Origin of the sequence: Pseudomonas taeanensis MS-3, assembly GCF_000498575.2 — a bacterium.
GTDB classification, from domain to species: Bacteria; Pseudomonadota; Gammaproteobacteria; order Pseudomonadales; family Pseudomonadaceae; genus Aquipseudomonas; species Aquipseudomonas taeanensis.
This window is the reverse complement of sequence record NZ_AWSQ01000004.1, coordinates 538,479-553,203: the sequence shown is the minus strand read 5'-3', so window position 1 is coordinate 553,203 and position 14,725 is coordinate 538,479. Positions and strand designations below refer to the sequence as shown.

The following is a 14,725-nucleotide window of genomic DNA, read 5'->3' as shown; positions in this document are numbered from 1 at the left end:
CGCCTACACATCGACTTTAAGAGGACTTTCATGCGCCTGATTCGCATGCTGTTGTTGGTTGTTTTAAGCGTTTCCAGCATGTCTGCCCTGGCGGCCGACGAGGCGGCGGTGCAGCGCCTGACTCAATTGCTCAGCCAGGCTCAAACCATCAGTGCGCGCTTCTCACAACTGACCCTGGACGGTAGCGGTACCCAGCTGCAGGAAACCGCGGGCCAGTTGGTATTGAAGCGTCCTGGGCTGTTCCGCTGGCACACCGATGAGCCGATGGAGCAGTTGCTGGTATCCAATGGCAAGAAGGTCTGGCTGTACGATCCCGATTTGCAACAGGTCACGATTCAGACCCTCGACCAGCGCCTGACTCATACGCCTGCATTGCTGCTGTCCGGTGATGTGTCGAAGATTAGCGAGAATTTCGACATCAGCTACAAGGAAGGTGGGAACGTGGTCGATTTCATTCTCAAGCCCAAAGCCAAGGACACCCTGTTCGACAGCTTGCGCCTGTCGTTCCGTAGCGGCGTGTTGAATGACATGCAGTTGATTGACAGCATCGGTCAGCGCACCAACATCCTGTTCCTCAGTGTGAAGATGAACGAGAAGCTGGATGACGGGCAGTTCAGCTTCGACATTCCGGACGGCGTGGACGTCATTCAAGAGTAAGAGGTCTTAGCCCGGTTCCATGGATCTATTCAGCAAGGCTCCTGTCGCGCAACCATTGGCCGCCCGCTTGCGCGCGGCCAATCTGGACGAGTATGTCGGCCAGGAGCACTTGCTCGCCCGTGGTAAGCCGTTGCGTGAGGCGCTGGAGCAGGGCGCGCTGCACTCAATGATCTTCTGGGGGCCGCCGGGCGTCGGCAAGACGACGCTGGCGCGCCTCTTGGCTCAGGTAACCGATGCGCATTTCGAGACGATTTCCGCGGTGCTCTCAGGGGTCAAGGAAATCCGTCAGGCGGTCGAGATCGCCCAACAGCACGCCGCACAGTACGGTCGGCGCACCATTCTGTTCGTCGATGAAGTGCACCGCTTCAACAAGTCGCAACAGGATGCCTTTCTGCCTTACGTCGAGGACGGCACGCTGATCTTTATCGGCGCCACTACCGAAAATCCCTCGTTCGAATTGAATAACGCCTTGCTCTCGCGCGCACGGGTCTATGTGCTGAAAAGCCTCGACGAAGCGGCGTTGCGCAAATTAGTGGCCCGCGCGCTGAGCGATCCCAAAGGTCTGGCTGGGCGCCAACTGAGTCTGCCGGAGGAAAGCTTCAAGATTCTCCTCGCCGCTGCGGACGGCGACGGCCGGCGGCTGCTGAATTTTCTGGAAAACGCTGCGGACTTGGCCGAAGACGGTGGCGAAATCAGCCACGAGCTGTTGCTCGACCTGCTAGGTGACAGCCGCCGGCGCTTCGACAAGGGCGGCGAGGCGTTCTACGACCAGATTTCCGCGCTGCATAAGTCGGTGCGGGGCTCCAGCCCCGATGGCGCCTTGTATTGGTTTGCACGCATGCTCGATGGTGGCTGCGATCCGCTATATATCGCCCGCCGAGTGGTGCGTATGGCCAGCGAAGACATCGGCAATGCCGATCCGCGAGCGCTGACACTGTGCCTGAATGCTTGGGATGTACAGGAACGTCTGGGCAGTCCCGAGGGCGAGTTGGCGGTGGCGCAGGCCATTGTCTACCTGGCCTGCGCGCCGAAGAGCAACGCGGTGTACAACGCCTTCAAGGCGGCCATGCGCGATGCTGCGGAACATGGTTCGCAGGAAGTACCGCTGCACTTGCGCAATGCACCGACCAAATTGATGAAAGAGCTGGGTTATGGCGACGAATATCGCTATGCCCATGATGAGCCAGAGGCTTATGCGGCGGGTGAGGATTATTTCCCCGAGCAGTTGCCGCCGCGTCAGTACTACCAGCCGGTGGCTCGTGGTTTGGAATTGAAGATCCGTGACAAACTGAATCATCTCGCTGCACAGGACTGCGCTAGTCCGCGGCAGCGGAGAAAGCCATGATTGGCGTGTTTGTTGCGGTCGCTGCAGGCGGTACAGCCGGCTGCCTGTTGCGCTTCACCACTGCCAACTGGATCAACAGCCATTGGCCACAGCACTTCAATATCGCCACCTTGCTGGTCAATATTGTCGGCTGTTTACTGATTGGCTACTTCTATGGCCTGTTTCTGCTACGCCCGGATATCCCCCTGGAGTTACGCGCAGGTTTGCTGGTCGGCTTTCTCGGTGGCCTGACGACGTTTTCTTCCTTTTCCCTCGACACGCTGCGCTTGCTGGAAAGCGGGCAATTGCTATTGGCCTTTGGCTATGTGGCACTCAGCGTGTTCGGCGGCCTGCTCGCCACTTGGGCGGGCTTGTCCCTGACCAAACTCTGATGATGAGAGACGAACATGCTTGATGCAAAATTGGTGCGCAGCCAACTCCACGAAATTGCCCAACGCCTGGCTACACGCGGCTTTGTACTGGATGTAGCGCGTTTCGAAGCGCTGGAGGCCCAGCGCAAGACCGTGCAAACCCGCACCGAACAACTGCAAGCCGAGCGCAACAGTCGCTCCAAGGCCATTGGCCAGGCTAAGCAGCGCGGCGAGGACATCGTTCCAATGCTGGCCGACGTCGATCGCATGGGTAGCGAGTTGGAGGCAGGCAAGCGTGAGCTGGACGCCATTCAGCTTGAACTCGATCAGCTGCTGTTGAACATCCCCAACCTGCCACACGAGTCGGTGCCAGTCGGCGAGGATGAAGAGGCCAACGTCGAGGTGCGTCGCTGGGGTACGCCAAAAACCTTCGACTTCGAGATCCAGGATCACGTCAGTCTGGGCGAGCAGCATGGTTGGCTGGACTTCGAAACCGCGGCGAAGCTCTCCGGTGCCCGTTTCGCCCTACTGCGCGGACCTATCGCTCGACTGCACCGTGCCCTCGCACAGTTCATGATCAATCTGCACACCGGTGAACATGGCTACGAAGAGGCCTACACCCCGTATCTGGTTCAAGCGCCTGCCTTGCAAGGCACTGGTCAGTTGCCGAAATTCGAGGAGGATCTGTTCAAGATCAGCCGCGAAAACGAGGCTGACCTGTACCTGATCCCAACTGCCGAAGTGTCGCTGACCAACATCGTCGCCGGCGAGATTGTCGATGCCAAACAACTGCCGTTGAAGTTCGTCGCCCATACGCCGTGCTTCCGTAGCGAAGCTGGTGCTTCCGGGCGCGACACTCGCGGGATGATTCGCCAGCATCAGTTCGACAAGGTCGAGATGGTACAGATCGTCGAACCGAGTACCTCCGAAGCGGCCCTGGAGGAGCTCACCGGCAATGCCGAGAAGGTTCTGCAGCTGCTTGAGTTGCCGTACCGCGTGCTGGCGTTGTGCACCGGCGACATGGGCTTCGGCGCGACCAAGACCTACGACCTGGAAGTCTGGGTGCCGAGCCAGGACAAGTACCGGGAAATCTCCTCCTGCTCCAACTGTGGCGACTTCCAGGCGCGGCGCATGCAAGCACGCTACCGCAATCCGGAAACCGGCAAGCCTGAGTTGCTGCACACCTTGAACGGTTCCGGGTTGGCCGTAGGCCGCACCCTTGTGGCGGTACTGGAGAACTACCAGCAGGCCGATGGCTCGATCCGTGTACCGGACGTGCTCAAGCCCTATATGGCTGGTATCGAGGTGATCGGCTAACACCGCGGAGCTTGGCCATGCGGGCTCAACCACGCCCGTATGGCCACTCTGGCTAGGTTCTCTCGCGACCGCCGTAGGATCGCAGGCTATTTTTCTCTAAGCCGTCCGCCAGGATGGCGCATCGTGGGTATTCGCCATGGACTTCCTTCCCCTGTTCCACAAACTGCAGGATCGCCTGGTGCTGGTGGTCGGTGGTGGTGAAGTGGCGCTGCGTAAAGCCCGCTTGCTGGCGGACGCCGGGGCCACCCTGAGAGTCGTCGCCCCTGAAGTGCGGGGCGATCTGCGCGAGCTCGCTGGACAGGGCGCCAATCAGTTGTTACTGCGTGGCTATCAGGCAGGCGACATGGAGGGTGTGGCGCTGATCATTGCCGCCACCGATGACGAACCCCTGAATGCGCGGATATCAGAACAGGCACAGGCGCTCGGTATCCCGGTCAATGTGGTGGACGCGCCGAAGCTGTGTAGCGTGATTTTTCCGGCCATAGTCGATCGCTCGCCGTTGATCGTCGCCGTCAGTAGCGGTGGCGATGCACCGGTGTTGGCGCGGCTGATCCGCGCCAAGATCGAAACCTGGATTCCGGCGACTTACGGCCAGCTGGCCGGGTTGGCGAAACACTTCCGCGCTCAGGTCAAAGGTCTGCTGCCTGATGTGCAGCAACGACGGGTGTTCTGGGAGGATGTGTTTCAAGGGCAGATCGCCGAGAGCGTGTTTGCCGGCAAGTTGCATGAAGCTGAGCGTTTGCTCACTCAGAAAGTGGCCGGCGCCATACCGCAGGCCTTGGGTGAGGTGTATCTGGTCGGTGCCGGTCCGGGCGATCCCGATCTGTTGACCTTCCGTGCGCTGCGTTTGATGCAGCAGGCCGATGTGGTGCTCTACGACCGGCTGGTCGCGCCGGCAATTATCGAATTGTGTCGCCGCGATGCCGAGCGCATCTATGTCGGCAAGCAACGATCCGCCCATTCGGTGCCGCAGGATCAGATCAATCAGCGCTTGGTCACCTTGGCCAAAGAAGGCAAGCGGGTGCTGCGCTTGAAGGGCGGCGATCCCTTTATCTTCGGCAGGGGGGGCGAAGAGATCGAGGAACTGGCGGCTCAGGGTATTCCCTTCCAGGTCGTACCCGGCATCACCGCGGCCAGCGGCTGCGCGGCTTATGCGGGGATTCCACTGACTCATCGTGATTATGCGCAATCGGTACGCTTCGTCACCGGCCACCTCAAGGACGGTAGCTGTGACCTGCCGTGGGCAGAGTTCACGGCGTCAAGCCAGACCCTGGTGTTCTACATGGGGCTGGTTGGCTTGCCGGTGATTTGCCAGCAACTGATTGCCCACGGACGCGCCGCCAGCACGCCGGCAGCGCTGATCCAGCAGGGCACCACCAGCAATCAGCGAGTGTTTACCGGCACCTTGGCCAATCTTCCGGAGTTGGTCGCGCAGCACAACGTGCACGCACCGACCCTGGTGATAGTCGGTGAAGTGGTGCAATTGCGCGAGAAACTGGCCTGGTTCGAAGGCGCTCAGGCTGAGGTTTAGCCTGGCGGTTACACAGGCACTATGGCTTTTGCCAGATGCCCTTGCCGGTTAAGCGTTGGCGATCGTGACTGCGACCAAGATCCAATGCCGGCCCTTGTGGCACGATGCCGGTTGGATTGATGGTGCGGTGGCTGGCGTAGTAGTGGCTCTTGATATGCTCAAAGTCGACCGTTTCGGCCACCCCGGGCCATTGGTACAGCTCGCGCAGCCAATTGGACAGATTCGGATAATCCTCGATACGGCGCAGGTTGCACTTGAAATGGCCGTAATACACGGCATCGAAACGGATCAGCGTGGTAAACAGTCGCCAGTCCGCTTCGGTGAGGTATTCACCGGCCAGATAGCGGCGCTCGCCCAGCTGTTTTTCCAGCGTGTCCAGCTCGTCGAACAGTTCCGCGAAGGCTTCCTCGTAGGCGGCTTGTGACGTAGCAAAACCAGCGCGATAGACCCCGTTATTGACCGCCGGATAGATGCGCTGATTGAGAGCGTCTACCTCACCTCGCAGCAGCTCGGGATAGAAATCCAGGGGGTTTCCGGTCAAACCATCGAAGGCCGAATTGAACATGCGGATGATTTCCGCCGACTCATTACTGACTATGCACTGGCGCTGCTTGTCCCACAGCAGTGGCACGGTCACCCGTCCGCTGTAGTTGGGGTCATCGGCGGTATAGCGTTGATGCATGTAGCTGAACTGATCCAGTTGGTCGCCACTGGAGCCGTAGTTGCTGTCGAAGGTCCAGCCATCCTCGCCCATCAGCCAGCTGACCACTGAGACATCGATCAGCCCCTGTAAGCCCTTGAGCTGACGCAGTACCAAGGTGCGGTGGGCCCAGGGGCAGGCGAGGGATACGTACAGGTGGTAGCGGTCTGCCTGGGCGGGGAAGCCGCCTACACCGCTCGGGCCCGCGGCACCGTCGGCGGTGATCCAGTTGCGGCGCTGCGCGCTCTCGCGCTTGAAGCGACCGTCCTTGGCAGTGTCATACCACTGATCCTGCCACTGTCCTTCGACCAACAAACCCATTTCCCGACTCCTTTAGCTGTACGGCTTAGGGGTTCAGTCTAACGAGAATAAGTCGATTGAAACCCGCAAAAAACTGCCCGTTAATCGTGATTATTTCGATATGTCACGCGCATCCCAGCATTGCTGCGCTCGGCTGAAGGCCTCGTCTCGCGGTGTACCAAGACCGCGTAACGCCAGTGCCATGCTGCTCAGCACGGCGAGCTGGCCGTAAGCGTCCGCGACTTCGCCGCGCCAGAATGCCTGCAGGTGCTCAGGGTTCAGCGACTCGGGTTTGACGTGGCGTTGCGGCGACAGTGGCGGCCAGTCTTCATCCCAGTTTTCTCCATTCGCCGTGCCATACAAGTGACTGGTGGCATCTGGATTGATTTCGATCTCGCCGCCTTCACCCTTGATCACAATGGCCGTATCGCCTAGCAATTGACTGGCCTCGCGGTGTACCGCCTGGTAGCCCGGGTGAAAAATACTTTGCAGGCCGCAGCGCGCCGCCAAGGGGTTGAGAATCCGGGTTAGCGAGTGGATCGGCGAGCGCAAACCGAGGGTGTTGCGCAGGTCGATCATCCGTTGCAGCTGCGGCATCCAGTCGCCTAGCGGGATAAAGGCCAATTGCTGTTGCTGCAGCGCCTGTTCGACTTCGCTCCAGCTGCGGCACAGCGGAATAGCCAGTTGCCCGAGCACCTGTTCGCTGTACAGACGCCCAGCGGTATGTGCGCCGCCGCCGTGTAGCAAAATACGCACGCCGCTCTGCGCCAGGGCTTTGGCGGCCAAGAGGAACCACGGCAGATGGCGCTTCTTGCCGGCATAGCTGGGCCAGTCGAGATCGACGGCTATCGGCGGCGCCTGCAGGCGCTCGCGCACCGCTTCGGCAAAACCAGCCATCTCCTCGGCGCTTTCCTCCTTGTGCCGCAGCAGCATCAGGAAGGCGCCGAGCTGGGTGTCCTCGACCTTGTCGTCGAGCAACAGGCCCATGGCTTCACGGGCTTCTGCGCGCGTGAGGTTACGCGCGCCGCGCTTGCCTTTGCCGAGGATGCGCACGAACTGAGCGAAAGGGTGTTCCGGGGGCGTGACAAGGTTCATAGGCAATTCGTCGGTTTGGGCAGACCCGCCAGCTTGGCGGCGAGCTTGGCGGGAGTGCCATTGAACAAGCGATTGAGGTGCAGGCTATTGCCTTTTGCCGGGCCGAGCTTGAGGGCCGCGTACTTGATGAGGGGCCGATTGGCCGGTGACAACTGGAACTCGCTGTAGAACGCCCGTAGCAGCCGTAAAATTTCCCAGTGCTCGGCGCTCAGATTCAGGGTTTCCTGCTGCGCCAGGGCGGCGGCTACGGCCTCGTCCCAATCATCGAGATTCACCAGGTAGCCGTCTTTATCCAGCGCAATGCTGCGGTCGTCGACGATCAACTGAGTCATAGCCAGCTGTTGACCTTGTCAAAGCGGCAGCTGAGCTCGACGAATCCTGGGTAGTCGACCACCTGTGCCCGCTGCGCAGCACTGATGCCGCGTGCGGTCAGGTCTTCGTCAAGGGCGAACAGACCAATGCTGTCTGGCATCATTTCCAGGGCCCGGAGCTGCGCGCTACCGGGTTGCAGGGCGTAGACCGCGTCGCCGCTAAGCAGTAGGCCATCGTTGGCGCCCAGCAGGCGCAGGCAACTGCTCAAGCGACTGTCGCTAAAGGGGGAGTGAGAAAGCACATGCAACGTGGCCATCAGAGAGTGATCACCTGATCATATCGGTCGATAAGGGCAGCGAGCGCAGCATCATCCAGGGGCTCTGCGGCAAGCGTCAGGGGGTTCTCAGCCAAACCGCGCTCTTGCAGGCTGCGAGCGGAGGCATACAGCGACTCCACGCCGAACATTGGCAGCGCTTGCAAGTTAGCGCTCAAGTCTTTCTGCTGCAGGGTTTTTGGCTGCTGCGCAGCAGTCAGCTGAAACACCCCATCGTCGAGAAACAGCATGCCGATGGGCAAATCAAAGGCGCCGCCAGCAAGAGCAATGTCTAGCGCTTCGCGTGCGCCAGGGCCTGACCAGGGGGCTTGGCGACTGATGATCAACAATGATTTTCTCATTTCAAGGCCCTCCAAAGCACACCAGGCGATCCGCCACTTGTGCCGCCTCATGCAGTTGGCCTAGGCCTGATAGCGCCCAGGGATCGTCCAGGTTGGCGGCGGGACGGTCGTAACGCTGAGACTCTTCGGCATTCAGCACGCCACGGCGCAGTGCGGCGGCAATGCACACCACGCCGTCCAGTCGCTGCTCACGGACGAAGTCACGCCACTCGCCGGATATATCCAGCTCGTCTTGCGGGGTGACGACATTACTCGAGGCGCTGTGTACACCCTCCTGATAGAAAAACAGCCGCACTATCTCATGGCCGCCAGCCAAAGCTGCCTGGGCGAAGCGCAGGGCGCGACGCGAGGAGGGCGCATGCGGTGCGGAAAAGAGGGCAATGGCAAATTTCATGGAAGGTCCAGCGAAGATATCTGGCGGAATGATAATGCCTCAGCGCGCAAGATGCTCCCCGCAGGCATGAAAAAGCCCGCCGAAGCGGGCTTTCATGCATCGCTGAGGGATCAGTCGTCGCCGCTCATGATGCCGAAAATTTGCAGCAGGCTGACGAACAGGTTGTAGATCGATACATACAGGCTGATGGTGGCCATGATGTAGTTACGTTCGCCGCCGTGGATGATCGCGCTGGTCTGATAGAGGATGCAGGCCGAGGAAAACAGCACGAAACCAGCGCTAATCGCCAATTGCAGGCCGCTGATCTCGAAGAAGAAGCCAGCCAGCATGGCCCCGATCAGAACGAAGAAGCCCGCCGTGATGAAGCCGCTGAGGAAGCTCATGTCCTTACGGGTAGTCAGCACATAGGCGGACAGGCCACAGAATACCAGCGCCGTCATGGTAAAGGCCGAACTCACCACTTCCGCGCCGTTGGACATGCCCATGTAACGGTTGAGGATCGGCCCGAGGGTGTAGCCCATGAAGCCGGTCAGGGCGAGGGTGGAGAGCAGGCCCCATGGCGAGTTGCGCAGCTTCGCGGTGAGGAAGAACAAACCGTAGAAGCCGACCAATACCACGATAAAATTCGGGTAAGGTACGTTGGCGCGTTGCGCCAGATAAGCCACCAGGCCGCTGAAGGCGAGGGTGATGGCTAGCAGGCCGTAGGTATTGCGCAAGACGCGGCTGACTTCCAGCTGCTCAACCTGCGTGTGATTGAGTGCGATATCTTGTTCGCGCATGGCGACACTCCTGTAAAGATTAGTAGATCCGTGATCAGGGTTGTGGGGATCATAACAGAGCAATACGCACTGCCAACCTTTAGAGTTTGACAGTGTGTTGCGTTCCGGTAAGATTGCCGCCCTCAGTCAAGCCAAGGCGTGATTGAATGATGTAAAGCGGCCATGAACGTTGCCGTAAAAATTTTGGAAGCGTGGCCGAGTGGTTTAAGGCAGCGGTCTTGAAAACCGCCGACGGGAAACTGTCCTAGAGTTCGAATCTCTACGCTTCCGCCATATTGATGCATCAAGGCCCCGTATTCGGGGCCTTGTCGTTTCTGTGGTTCGCTGCTCCCCCCAGTTGCTCCCCCACGTTGACGGCGCGTAGAAGGTTGTCCTCGACGGATTTACCTACTGCCTTTAAGTGGCGCACCTCACCGTTTTGGCCCGCCAGTGTCTGCCCATCAAGCCCTGCGTGGTATCAGCCATTTTTTTGATTCATCGATACAACTGGATTCGCCCCCATCAATTCAACGGTCGGTTGGCCCCAGCGCAGGCCGAGAAAAAACTTAACGTCGTGTCCGGGATTAGTTGACCACTAGGCACAGCTACCCATCTGATCTATTGGCGAAAGTCTCCCGGTTTAATGTTCTGCGCACATGGTGGGCTGTTCGGCTTGGAGCACTCAACTGAGTTTTAATCCACTCACAAAAGGCCCGAACAACCGGACGCTCGGCTTTCTGTGGGTCGGCAACCAGGTAGTAGCCCCGGTTGGATTCAATTTCCGTTGCGAAAGGTTTCACCAACAAACCACGCGACAGGGCTTCGCCACTAATCAGGTTGTCGCCTATGGCGATGCCTTGGCCGGCGATGCAGGCTGACTGCACAAAGTGCGCATCAGAAAACACTATGCCGGGGCGTACTTCTACATGTGGTGCATTGGCTGCGGCCAGCCAAACTCGCCAATCTGAGTGGTCGAGCATGTGTAAAAGCGGACAACCACTCAACTCTTGGGGGCTCTTTAGTCCACCCAGGGCATTGGCCAGGCGTGGGCTGCATACCGGAAAAAAACGCAGCGTAACGATTTGCTGGACATGTTGGTTAGGCCAGTCGCCCATGCCATAGGCAATAAACAGATCGGTGTTGCTATCGCTGGTATCGCCTGGTGTGCGAGGCGAAATTAGATGCAGCTCTACCTGCGGATAGAGGTCTTGAAACGCTGCAATATGCAGGCACAACCAATAGGTGGAGAAGCCGGCGGGACTGCTGATACAGAGCCTGCCACTTACTAGTTGGCCATCGAAGCGTTGGCCGGCCTCCAAAATATTGGCCAACAGATGATGGATGTCTCTGGCATAACGCTCCCCTTGAAAGGTGAGGCGGATGCCTCGGCCAATACGCTCGGTTAAGGCGAATCCGAGGGTTTGCTCGAGACTCTTGAGCTGGTGACTAATGGCGCTGGGCGTCAGATTCAGTTCGCTGGCTGCATCGGACACACTGCCTGAGCGGGCAACAGCATCTAGCGCGCGTAAGGCGGTCATTGAAGGCAGGCGCATAGGGATGAAGTTCCTCCCCGACTGGGTCGAAGTAAGAGTGCTTAGTTGGGCGCTGTATGAGGAGGGGGACCAGCCAGCCTAAGTAAAGCGTCCAATGCCGCTCTACCGCAGTCCTTCTGCCGTGGCTTTAAGAGAGCCGGAATCCTCTGGAGGCAACAGCCTGACGTACCATCGGTTGCCGGGCTAATTATTGAATTAAATTTCACTATTTGGCAAAAATAACTCGATTGACCCTGTGTTTTATTTGGCTATTCTCCGAAGCCAATCCAGGTTGTTTATGCACGTCGACATGGCTTCGTCTGCTGGATAGAGCGGTTGATCTCAATGCCTGAAACGATCTGAACACAGCGCGTGACTGTCTCGGCGCGGCGGGACCTAGTGGTCTCCGGGTTAAGTCGGGTGCGGCAATTGAACTGCAGTACGCCGGAAGTTGGTGTGTTCATGTTGCTAGGCGTGCGCCGCACCGGCCTGTCGAATATGGGTTTTGCCTGGCAGCTGTTACGCCAGGCCGGTGTCCCAGTCTCGATGCGCAGGCCTTCTGCGCGAGCACGTAGAGCTGAGCACGGTTGTCCTTTACGGTTGCCGATTGGGTGCTGAAAGATACCTGCCAGCGCATCGCTACAGTTGTCGAGACCCTGTGTGCGGGGCACTAGGCGCCATTTAAACATCCGAGTAGGTGGCCGGTGTCGATGGGTTCATTCCGTGATCCGCCGCTAACCAGACTCGACTATTCACAACATCTACGAGGAGCGCGCTGCGACACCTCGATGTCAGAGCGGCACTCAAGCCTATTCACTGTCTTATAGGAGTATTACCCTCAATGTTGACCTGCGGAGAACTGCTGGTAGAGCTTCTGGAGGCATACGGGGTCGATACCGTATTTGGTATACCTGGCGTACATACGGTCGAGTTGTATCGTGGTTTGCCAGCTACTCAGATCAAGCACATCACTCCACGCCATGAACAGGGTGCGGGCTTCATGGCGGATGGTTATGCGCGCGTTAGTGGCAAGCCGGGTGTGTGTTTCATCATCACCGGGCCTGGCATGACCAATATCGCCACCGCGATGGGTCAGGCTTACGGCGACTCAGTGCCCATGCTGGTGGTTTCCAGCGTCAACAATACCGAGCAACTGGCGATGGGCGGCGGACGTCTGCATGAACTGCCTTCGCAAAGTAATCTGGTTTCGGGTGTCGCTGCGTTCAGCCATACACTGATGCGCCCGGATGAGCTGCCGGTTGTGCTTTCACGTGCTTTCGCGGTGTTCAACAGTGCCCGCCCGCGTCCGGTGCACATCGAGATTCCGATCAATGTGATTACTGCGCCTGCGGATCACGTCAAGCGCAAGCTGGGTGCATTGCCCAGCCGGCCGGCGCCGTGCCCCGAGGCAATTCTGCAGGCGGTGCAAATGCTCAAGGCGGCGCAACGACCCTTGGTATTGCTCGGTGGTGGCACGGCAAACGCCAGCGCCGAGGCGATACGCCTTGTTGAGGCACTGGATGCGCCAACCGCGTACACGATCAATGCCAAGGGTGTGCTGCCAAAGGGGCATCCATTGGCATTGGGTTCGAATCAGTCGCTGGTACCGGTTCGTGAGTTAGTACTGCAGTCTGATGTGGTGCTGGCTATCGGTACTGAGTTGGGTGAGACCGATTACGACGGGGTGTTCGACGGCAACTTCAGGATCGAAAGCCAGTTGATCAGGATCGATATCGACGCAGAGCAGCTAAACCGTAACTTCCCAGCCGATGTCGCGATTCTCAGCGACGCGCGCATGGCCATGCAGGCATTGCTGGTAGCACTGGGTGCCAGGGGTGGTTTCAATCCAGGCAGCCCAGGTGCACAGCGTGCCGGGCAGGTGCGAAGCCAGCTAGAAGAACTGATACCGGATGCCTGGCGTGGCCAGCAGCGGGTGTTGCAGGTCCTTCAACAAACCTTGCCGGAACTGATTATCGCGGGGGACTCCACCCAGCCAGTGTACTCAGGCAATTTCCTATACGAAGCGACCCAGCCGCGCACGTGGTTCAACTCATCTACTGGCTACGGCACCCTGGGTTACGGCCTGCCGGCTGCCATTGGCGCCAAGCTGGCCGCACCGGAGCGACCGGTGGTAGCGCTGATCGGCGATGGCGGTATCCAGTTCACCTTGCCAGAACTGGCGTCAGCCGTTGAAGCCCAGGCGCCAATCATCGTGTTGTTGTGGAACAACAGCGGCTATGGCGAAATCAAGCGTTATATGGAAGACCGCGATATTCCCACCATCGGTGTCGATATCTACACACCAGATTTCCTCGCGCTGGCTAAGGGCTTTGGCTGCCATGCCGCGCGCGCAGAGAGTTTTGTGCATTTACGAGAGTTGTTGCTGAGCGCCGTGCAGGCCGACCGACCTACCCTGATTGAAGTGCAGGAGAGCGCGACGTTCTTGTCAGGCAAGTAAGTCGCGGGTGCTGCTGACGCCGTTGCAGGTCACGCTCGCGTGCCATCTGGATGTGGTGAAATACGAGCTATCGAGCGGGATGAAAGGGAGGGATACAGATTGTCGACATCCCGAGTCGATGTACCTGCGACCAGCAAGACGCTAGAGGAGCAGTGTTGAAGGTGTTCGGCCCGGATATCAGCATGGCGACCAAAGGTCGGTGGCCGGGGGGACTACATGTGCCAGCCGTTGCGGCGTGGCCGTGTTACTTGTAGAGCGGTGCAGCGGATGAATTTTCCTGCCCATCACGCCATTGCAACAGCCAGTCGGCAAAGCGATTGATCTTCGGATCGCGGCTGTGTCTGGGCATCACTACGTAGTACCCACCGCAGATCAGTGGCTCCTGGCAGGCGACCACCAGGCGTCCCTCGGCCACATCCTTGGCCACGAAAAAGTGCGGTAGCACGGTCACGCCCAGGCCGTGGAGGGCGGCATCCAGGACGAACTGGAAGTGTTCCAGGCGTTGACCGGGCAATGCCTCGATTTCCTTTGGCGAAAGCCCAGCCTTATCCAGCCACAGTTGGGTGGATGACCTCATTAGCGACGAGTGGGCGGCATGGTGCAGCAGGGGGTAGCGCAGGATGTCGCGCCGCTTGACGATTGGGCCGTGACGTTCCAGTAACTCTGGCGTGCACACTGCCAGCATTTCGCTGTGCATCAGGAAACGGGACTCAAACTCTGGCCAGTTGCCGTCCCCGTAGAGAATCCCAACGTCGTAGCCTTCATGGCTGTCATACAGGCGTCGCAGGTCATTCATGATCTCGAGGTCGATATCGGGATGTAGTCGCACGTACTCCCTGAGTTTCGGTAGCAGCCAGCGGGTAGTGAAGGACGGCTCCGCCCCCACCCGCAGGTGACCCGTATGGCTGCTGCGCACTCGATGGGTGGCGGCTTCCATCTGGTCCAGCAGCAGGCTGATCTCCTGCACATATTCACGGCCGGTGTCGGTCAGCAGCAGCCGTTGTTTGACCCGCTCGACCAATGCGCAGCCGAGCATGTCCTCCAGATTCTTGATTTGCCGACTCACGGCGCTCTGCGTCAGGTTCAGCTCCTCTGCAGCCTTGGTGACGCTCATATGTCGAGCGAAGGCGGCGAAGCAACTCAGGGAGATCATGCTAGGGAGCTGGCGGCGCATCAGAGTTCATGACGTTTTGGAATGAGTGCCTGAAGAATAAGTCGATATTCGCTCCACAACAAGCGTCTTAATCTCTTGGCAAAGGGAAGGTCGGTGGATAGCCGCACAGAGTTGAGCTTCTTGGCAC

General features: G+C 58.9%; 15 protein-coding genes, 1 tRNA gene and 1 pseudogene. 8 read left to right on the top strand and 9 right to left on the bottom strand.

The window, feature by feature from the left end:
* The first annotated feature begins 30 nt into the window (after positions 1 to 30).
* From lolA to cysG, 5 genes are all read left to right on the top strand, one after another.
* Positions 31 to 657: an outer membrane lipoprotein chaperone LolA gene (lolA, locus tag TMS3_RS16155; protein ID WP_025166322.1), complete on the top strand. Its 627-nt coding sequence runs from the start codon at positions 31 to 33 to the stop codon at positions 655 to 657.
* A 19-nt stretch (positions 658 to 676) separates the two neighbouring features.
* On the top strand, positions 677 to 2,002 hold the full coding sequence (locus TMS3_RS16150; RefSeq protein ID WP_025166321.1) for a replication-associated recombination protein A: 1,326 nt from the start codon (positions 677 to 679) through the stop codon (positions 2,000 to 2,002).
* Positions 1,999 to 2,373, top strand: coding sequence for a fluoride efflux transporter CrcB (crcB, locus tag TMS3_RS16145; protein WP_025166320.1), 375 nt, complete (start codon positions 1,999 to 2,001; stop codon positions 2,371 to 2,373). The genes TMS3_RS16150 and crcB overlap by 4 nt, the downstream gene beginning before the upstream one ends.
* A 15-nt stretch (positions 2,374 to 2,388) precedes the next feature.
* On the top strand, positions 2,389 to 3,669 hold the full coding sequence (gene serS / locus TMS3_RS16140; protein WP_025166319.1) for a serine--tRNA ligase: 1,281 nt from the start codon (positions 2,389 to 2,391) through the stop codon (positions 3,667 to 3,669).
* Positions 3,670 to 3,805: 136 nt separating this feature from the next.
* Complete coding sequence (gene cysG, locus TMS3_RS16135; RefSeq protein ID WP_025166318.1) at positions 3,806 to 5,200, top strand: siroheme synthase CysG; 1,395 nt, start codon at positions 3,806 to 3,808, stop codon at positions 5,198 to 5,200.
* A gap of 19 nt (positions 5,201 to 5,219) precedes the next feature.
* Here cysG and TMS3_RS16130 read toward each other — a convergent pair whose 3' ends face one another.
* The 7 genes from TMS3_RS16130 to TMS3_RS16100 form a co-directional block, all read right to left on the bottom strand.
* Positions 5,220 to 6,221 carry a glutathione S-transferase family protein gene (locus tag TMS3_RS16130; RefSeq protein WP_025166317.1) on the bottom strand — a complete coding sequence of 334 codons (1,002 nt, stop codon included), beginning with the start codon at positions 6,219 to 6,221 and terminating at the stop codon, positions 5,220 to 5,222.
* A 90-nt stretch (positions 6,222 to 6,311) separates the two neighbouring features.
* The gene (locus TMS3_RS16125) at positions 6,312 to 7,295 is read right to left on the bottom strand and encodes a glycosyl transferase family protein (RefSeq protein ID WP_025166316.1); all 984 of its coding nucleotides are present in this window, start codon (positions 7,293 to 7,295) and stop codon (positions 6,312 to 6,314) included.
* On the bottom strand, positions 7,292 to 7,627 hold the full coding sequence (locus TMS3_RS16120) for a TusE/DsrC/DsvC family sulfur relay protein (protein ID WP_025166315.1): 336 nt from the start codon (positions 7,625 to 7,627) through the stop codon (positions 7,292 to 7,294). Before TMS3_RS16120 ends, TMS3_RS16125 begins: the two co-directional genes overlap by 4 nt.
* Positions 7,624 to 7,923 carry a sulfurtransferase complex subunit TusB gene (gene tusB / locus TMS3_RS16115; protein WP_025166314.1) on the bottom strand — a complete coding sequence of 100 codons (300 nt, stop codon included), beginning with the start codon at positions 7,921 to 7,923 and terminating at the stop codon, positions 7,624 to 7,626. Before tusB ends, TMS3_RS16120 begins: the two co-directional genes overlap by 4 nt.
* Complete coding sequence (gene tusC, locus TMS3_RS16110) at positions 7,923 to 8,282, bottom strand: sulfurtransferase complex subunit TusC (RefSeq protein ID WP_025166313.1); 360 nt, start codon at positions 8,280 to 8,282, stop codon at positions 7,923 to 7,925. The genes tusB and tusC overlap by 1 nt, the downstream gene beginning before the upstream one ends.
* A 1-nt stretch (position 8,283) precedes the next feature.
* Positions 8,284 to 8,676 carry a sulfurtransferase complex subunit TusD gene (gene tusD / locus TMS3_RS16105; RefSeq protein ID WP_025166312.1) on the bottom strand — a complete coding sequence of 131 codons (393 nt, stop codon included), beginning with the start codon at positions 8,674 to 8,676 and terminating at the stop codon, positions 8,284 to 8,286.
* 110 nt (positions 8,677 to 8,786) lie between these two features.
* Positions 8,787 to 9,455: a Bax inhibitor-1/YccA family protein gene (locus TMS3_RS16100; protein WP_025166311.1), complete on the bottom strand. Its 669-nt coding sequence runs from the start codon at positions 9,453 to 9,455 to the stop codon at positions 8,787 to 8,789.
* A gap of 185 nt (positions 9,456 to 9,640) precedes the next feature.
* Here TMS3_RS16100 and TMS3_RS16095 point away from each other — a divergent pair.
* Positions 9,641 to 9,728, top strand: a tRNA-Ser gene (locus tag TMS3_RS16095).
* A 168-nt stretch (positions 9,729 to 9,896) separates the two neighbouring features.
* A pseudogene (locus tag TMS3_RS25080) lies at positions 9,897 to 10,026 on the top strand (IS3 family transposase); the annotation flags it as partial.
* A gap of 13 nt (positions 10,027 to 10,039) precedes the next feature.
* Here TMS3_RS25080 and TMS3_RS16090 read toward each other — a convergent pair.
* A complete protein-coding gene (locus tag TMS3_RS16090) occupies positions 10,040 to 10,987 on the bottom strand; it encodes a LysR substrate-binding domain-containing protein (protein WP_025166310.1) in 948 nt (315 codons plus the stop codon).
* Positions 10,988 to 11,807: 820 nt separating this feature from the next.
* Here TMS3_RS16090 and TMS3_RS16085 point away from each other — a divergent pair.
* On the top strand, positions 11,808 to 13,424 hold the full coding sequence (locus TMS3_RS16085; RefSeq protein ID WP_025166309.1) for a 5-guanidino-2-oxopentanoate decarboxylase: 1,617 nt from the start codon (positions 11,808 to 11,810) through the stop codon (positions 13,422 to 13,424).
* A 244-nt stretch (positions 13,425 to 13,668) separates the two neighbouring features.
* On the opposite strand, the gene TMS3_RS16080 is transcribed toward TMS3_RS16085, so the two are convergent.
* Positions 13,669 to 14,598, bottom strand: coding sequence for a LysR substrate-binding domain-containing protein (locus tag TMS3_RS16080; RefSeq protein WP_025166308.1), 930 nt, complete (start codon positions 14,596 to 14,598; stop codon positions 13,669 to 13,671).
* Positions 14,599 to 14,725 lie beyond the last annotated feature (127 nt).